The organism is Trebonia sp. (assembly GCF_049794275.1).
In the GTDB taxonomy this organism is placed as follows: domain Bacteria; phylum Actinomycetota; class Actinomycetes; order Streptosporangiales; family Streptosporangiaceae; genus Trebonia.
Genome location: NZ_JBARCR010000289.1, coordinates 1 through 4,482 on the forward strand (window position 1 = coordinate 1; position 4,482 = coordinate 4,482).

General features: G+C 68.6%; 6 protein-coding genes and 1 pseudogene. 3 read left to right on the plus strand and 4 right to left on the minus strand.

Annotation, left to right across the window (positions count from 1 at the left end; all coding sequences use genetic code 11):
• Window positions 1-41: 41 nt before the first annotated feature.
• The 3 genes and pseudogenes from WA805_RS08145 to WA805_RS08155 form a co-directional block, all read left to right on the plus strand.
• A complete protein-coding gene (locus WA805_RS08145; protein WP_422276258.1) occupies window positions 42-626 on the plus strand; it encodes a DUF4262 domain-containing protein in 585 nt (194 codons plus the stop codon).
• A gap of 51 nt (window positions 627-677) precedes the next feature.
• Complete coding sequence (locus tag WA805_RS08150) at window positions 678-941, plus strand: type II toxin-antitoxin system Phd/YefM family antitoxin (protein ID WP_422325487.1); 264 nt, start codon at window positions 678-680, stop codon at window positions 939-941.
• Between the two features lie 2 nt (window positions 942-943).
• Window positions 944-1,276, plus strand: a pseudogene (locus tag WA805_RS08155) (type II toxin-antitoxin system VapC family toxin); the annotation flags it as partial.
• 135 nt (window positions 1,277-1,411) lie between these two features.
• Here WA805_RS08155 and WA805_RS08160 read toward each other — a convergent pair.
• The 4 genes from WA805_RS08160 to WA805_RS08175 all read right to left on the minus strand — a co-directional run.
• Window positions 1,412-1,897 (minus strand): GNAT family N-acetyltransferase, encoded by a 486-nt coding sequence (locus WA805_RS08160; protein WP_424563071.1) that lies wholly within the window; start codon window positions 1,895-1,897, stop codon window positions 1,412-1,414.
• Window positions 1,898-1,957: 60 nt separating this feature from the next.
• Complete coding sequence (locus tag WA805_RS08165) at window positions 1,958-2,782, minus strand: ABC transporter permease (protein WP_425242026.1); 825 nt, start codon at window positions 2,780-2,782, stop codon at window positions 1,958-1,960.
• Window positions 2,779-3,561, minus strand: a complete 783-nt coding sequence (locus WA805_RS08170; protein WP_422276266.1) for an ABC transporter ATP-binding protein — start codon at window positions 3,559-3,561, stop codon at window positions 2,779-2,781. The genes WA805_RS08165 and WA805_RS08170 overlap by 4 nt, the downstream gene beginning before the upstream one ends.
• Before the next feature lie 169 nt (window positions 3,562-3,730).
• Window positions 3,731-4,482 (minus strand): PadR family transcriptional regulator (locus WA805_RS08175; protein ID WP_425242027.1); only part of this gene is annotated, 752 nt, incomplete at its 5' end.

A 4,482-nucleotide genomic window follows, 5' to 3' on the forward strand; every position in this document is an offset into this window, starting at 1 on the left:
GACGGGCTGGAATGTCAGACCCCCGGCGTAACGTGACGGCCATGAACCTTCCTAAGCGTCATTCCGGCCGGACCGCGCGGCACGACCCCGGGTGCCCCGGCTGCGCTAAGGAGGCCGCGGGCGCCGAGCCCGACCATCTGGCCTACATGAACTGGATCACCGGCACGATCGGCGAGCACGGCTGGGCCGTGCCCGGCGTCGAGGCTGACGGCGCGGTGCCGCCCTGGGCCTACAGCGTCGGGATGTGGCTCACCTGCCAGACCCCGGAACTCGTGGTCTGCGGCGCCCCGGTGCGCAACGCGGCCGGCATCGTCAACGCGATCGGCGCCAGGATCGCTGACGGCGCGGAGTTCGGCCCTGACGACGTGCTCGACGACGTCTGCCCGGCCCGGCTCATCCTCCGCCCCGTCGACCTGAGCTGGCGCACCACCAGCATGTTCATGGTCTCCGATGAGTTCTACGGCTTCGTCAGGCCCCCGTACCTGCAGGTCGTGTGGGCCGACAGGAACAACCGCTTCCCGTGGGAACCAGGCTTCCAGGCCCGTTTCGACGGCCTCCAGCCGCTGCTCTGGCTCCCCCGCGACGACAACCCGCCCACCCCCTGGACCCGCATCGACCAGCCGTAGTGGGGCGCCCTTCCGTACAGAAGGACGAATCCTGGAATGTACACTTCGGGTATGGACGTACCCGTCACGGAACTGCGCGCGCACCTGAGCGACTGGCTTGACCGAGTACGCGAGGGCGAGGAAGTTGTCGTCACCGACCGTGGCGTGCCGGTCGCCCGGCTGTTGGGCATATCAGCGACGGCCACCTTGCAGCGACTCACCGCTGATGGGGTGATCGGCCGGGACGTGTCGGCACGCCGGCCCACGGCCGCGGGGCGTGACCGGCCCCGGGCGCGGCGGCCCGTATCGGACATCGTCAGTGACCAGCGGCGTTGACGATGACCCTCGTCTATTTCGACTCCAGCGCCCTGGTAAAGCTTGTGATCGGCGAAGCCGGCACTGAGCTCGCCGTCGAGTTGTGGGACGGGTGCGATGCGGCGCTGGCGAGCAGGCTGGCGTACCCGGAGGTTCGCGCCGCATTGGCGGCCGCCGTCCGCAATCACGATCTGGACAACGACAAGCTCGCTGAGGCGGAAGACGCCTGGGAGGAGTACTGGGCCGCGGTCCGCCCCGTCGAACTGACCCCGGCGGTAGAACGACGAGCCGGGGACCTGGCCGGCCAGCACGGCCTTCGCGGCGCGGACGCAGTTCATCTTGCGAGCGCCCTGGCTATCGGAGTCCCGGACCTTGTCGTGGCGGTCTGGGACCGGCGACTGCACGCGGGAGCACGAGCAGCGGGCACCTTCGTGGCTCCGGCAGATCTCGGCGCCCAGCCCACGGGCTTACCGGTCAGGGTTCCTCGACAGCTAGCTGCCCGGGAAGTACATCACGAGCCGGGGGCCGAGGTCGTGCAGTCCCGCGTCGATCTCGGCTTGCCAGTGGCGGCGCAGCTGCGGTCCCCACGCGGAGCTGGGCAGCTCAGCGAACCCATGCCGCAGGTACCAAGGGCCGTTCCATGGCACGTCTCGGAACGTGAGCAGGGTCAGCCCTGGGCCGTACCTGCGGACGACGTCGTCGAGCAGCAGGCTCCCGATGCCGCTGCGCGTCTGGTCGGCTCGCACGGAGATCTGTTCCAGGTGCGGATGCCCGTCAAGAGCGAGGACCGCGGCGAAGGCGACCGGCGGGTCTCCCGCCACTACGATGCTCGCGCCGTGGGCGATCGCCGCCTCGACGGCCGCCGGACCGGGTGGGAAGACGATCCCGAGTTCCGCGAACATCGCGTCGCCGGACAGCTCGATAGCCGGAAGCGCCGCCAGATCCGCGGGCCCCGCGGCCCGCACGGTGTGAGCCACCCGGCAAGCCTATGGCGGAAGGCGGCACCGCTCCCAACGGTGCCGCCTTCCGCGAGTCGGTCAGACGTTTTTCGCGTAGCTGCGGAAGGTGGTGACCGAGATCGCTATCGCGATCAGGGCGAGGGCCAGGATGCCGCCGCAGCGGATTGCCACGCCTGCCCAGTCGGGGTTCGCCGAGAGGACCGAGCGGCCTACCTGGACCTCCCAGTTGAGCGGGTTGCGGGACGCGATGGCCTGCATCCAGCCGGGCATGAAGCTCTGCTGGATGAACGCGCTGGACAGGAACATCAGCGGCAGCATGAAGAACGTGTAGACGCCGATGATCGCCTCGCGGGAACGGAGCAGCATGCCCGTCATGTTGGACAGCGCGCCCCAGAACACGCCGATGCCGACCGCGGCGATGACGAGCACGATGATGCCGGTCACGCCGCCCGGGTAGCGGGCGCCGCCGGCATAGCCGAGGACGACGATGATCAGCGTTTGCACCGTGGTGGCGACAGCCTGCTCGACGACGCTGGCGTTCATGATCGCGAGGCGGCTGGCCGGGGTGACCAGGAGGCGGTTCAGCGTGCCGCGCTCGATCTCCTCGATCATCGACATGCCCGCCCACATGTTTCCTGACATCGCGTTCAGCGCGACGATGCCCGGCACCAGATAGGCGAGGTACGACCCCTGGTAGCCGAAGCCGGGGATGTCGATGACCTTGTGGAACAGCGCACCGAACAGGAACAGCCAGATCGCGGGCTGGATCACGCTGAACGCCAGCACCCAGGGCTGCCTGACGAGGGCGTGCAGCTTCCTGCCGGTGAGGTACCAGGTGTCGGTGAGAAGCGTGGTGGGCACCGGAGCCGGCACCGTACGTTCCGGATAATCGATCGCCGTCATTTGAAGACCTCCGTCAGCCGCTGCGCATCGCTGTACTGGCGACCCGCGTAGTGCAGGTACACCTCGTCGAGAGACGGGGCGCCGAGCTCCGCCTTGAGTTGTCCCGGCTCGCCTTCGGCGACGACCCGGCCGTGGTCGACGATGGCCAGCCGGTCTGCGAGCCGGTCGGCCTCGTCCAGGTAATGGGTGGTGAGCAGGACCGTGACCTGGTCGTCGGCCGCGAGCCTGGTGATCTCCTGCCACATCGCCGTCCGTGACTCGGGGTCAAGGCCGGTGGTCGGCTCGTCGAGGAACAGCACCGCGGGGCGGTGCATCAGGCCGAGCGCCACATCCAGGCGGCGCTGCATGCCACCGGAATAGGTGCGGACGAAGCGGCCGGCCGCGTCCGTGAGCCGGAAGTGCTCGAGCAGCTCGTCGGCTCGCTTCCGCGCGGACGTCGTGTCCTGGCCGTAGAGGTGGCCTTGCAGGACCAGGTTCTCCCGGCCGGTGGCCGTCGGGTCGGCGCCGGACCGCTGCGCGACCACGCCGATGACCGACCTGACCCGCGCCGGACTGGCGAGGACGTCGATGCCCTCGATGACCGCCGTGCCATCGTCGGGGGCGGCCAGCGTGGTGAGGATCTTGACGGTGGTGGTCTTGCCGGCGCCGTTCGGGCCGACGAGGGCGAAGATGGTGCCCCTGGGGACCTGGAGATCCAGGCCGTCGAGCGCCCTGACGCGGCTCTTGCTGCCGGGCGCCGGATAGGTCTTGACGAGGCCGCGGGCCTCGATGGAGTGCATGCTGATAGCTCCTGTCGGGTTGCTGGTCGTTTCGTGATCAGCCCCGCGAGAGGAGTCCGGCTATCATCAAAGGTGGGCCTTGCCTGCCGGGCTCCGCGGTCTAGCCGCGGGACTGGTGGTGAGGTTGCGACCCCGGTTCCTGGTGTTGCCGCACCGTTGCCGGGGTCGTTTATTTGCCGTCTGGCTCCTCCAGCCACCCCCTCTTCGCCTGCTCGTCGAGTTCCCTGAACTCCGGCGGTATCTCCCCTGTCTCGTGGATTTGCCGCCAGGTCTCAATGCCGTCGATCGTGCCTTCGACCAGCTCCCTGAGCAGGCCGCGCACCCACGTCGCCTGGGCTAGCCGCATGGCGAGCTGGTATTCGGTCTCGAGCAGCAGGATGCGCGGCAGCCGCTCGCTCCACAGCTTCAGGTCCGCCTGGTGGGCCGCGTTGTCCCTGTCCAGGGTCGCCAGCCGGATCGTGAGCAGCTTGATGACCTGATCGGGCGGCAGGATGCCGCCCTCGGACAGCGCCGTGACGAACGCGCTGTTCTCGTCCTCCGGCACGCTGAGGAGTTCCGCCAGCCAGTCCCTGAGTTCGGCCAGGCCCTGCGCGGTGATCTGGTAGGTGGTCCGCTCCGGCTGCCTGCCTTCGCGGACGGTGCCCGCTTCCTCGATGAAGCCGTACTTCTCCAGGTTGTTGACGACGGTGTAGAGCGAGCCCCAGTTGATCTTGAAGTTCTTGTCCTTGCCCCGGGCCCGCAGGGTCTGCGCCATCTCGTACGGGTACATCGGCTGCTGCGCGAGCAGCGACAGCAGCGACAGCGCGAGCAGGTTGCCCACCTTCCGCCGCTTTGCCATCGGTCCCTCGCCTCTCGTGTTTCCCGCCCATCTCTGCCTCGTGAGCGAGTACTCGTAGACGAGTATACGCCGACGAGTCGCTG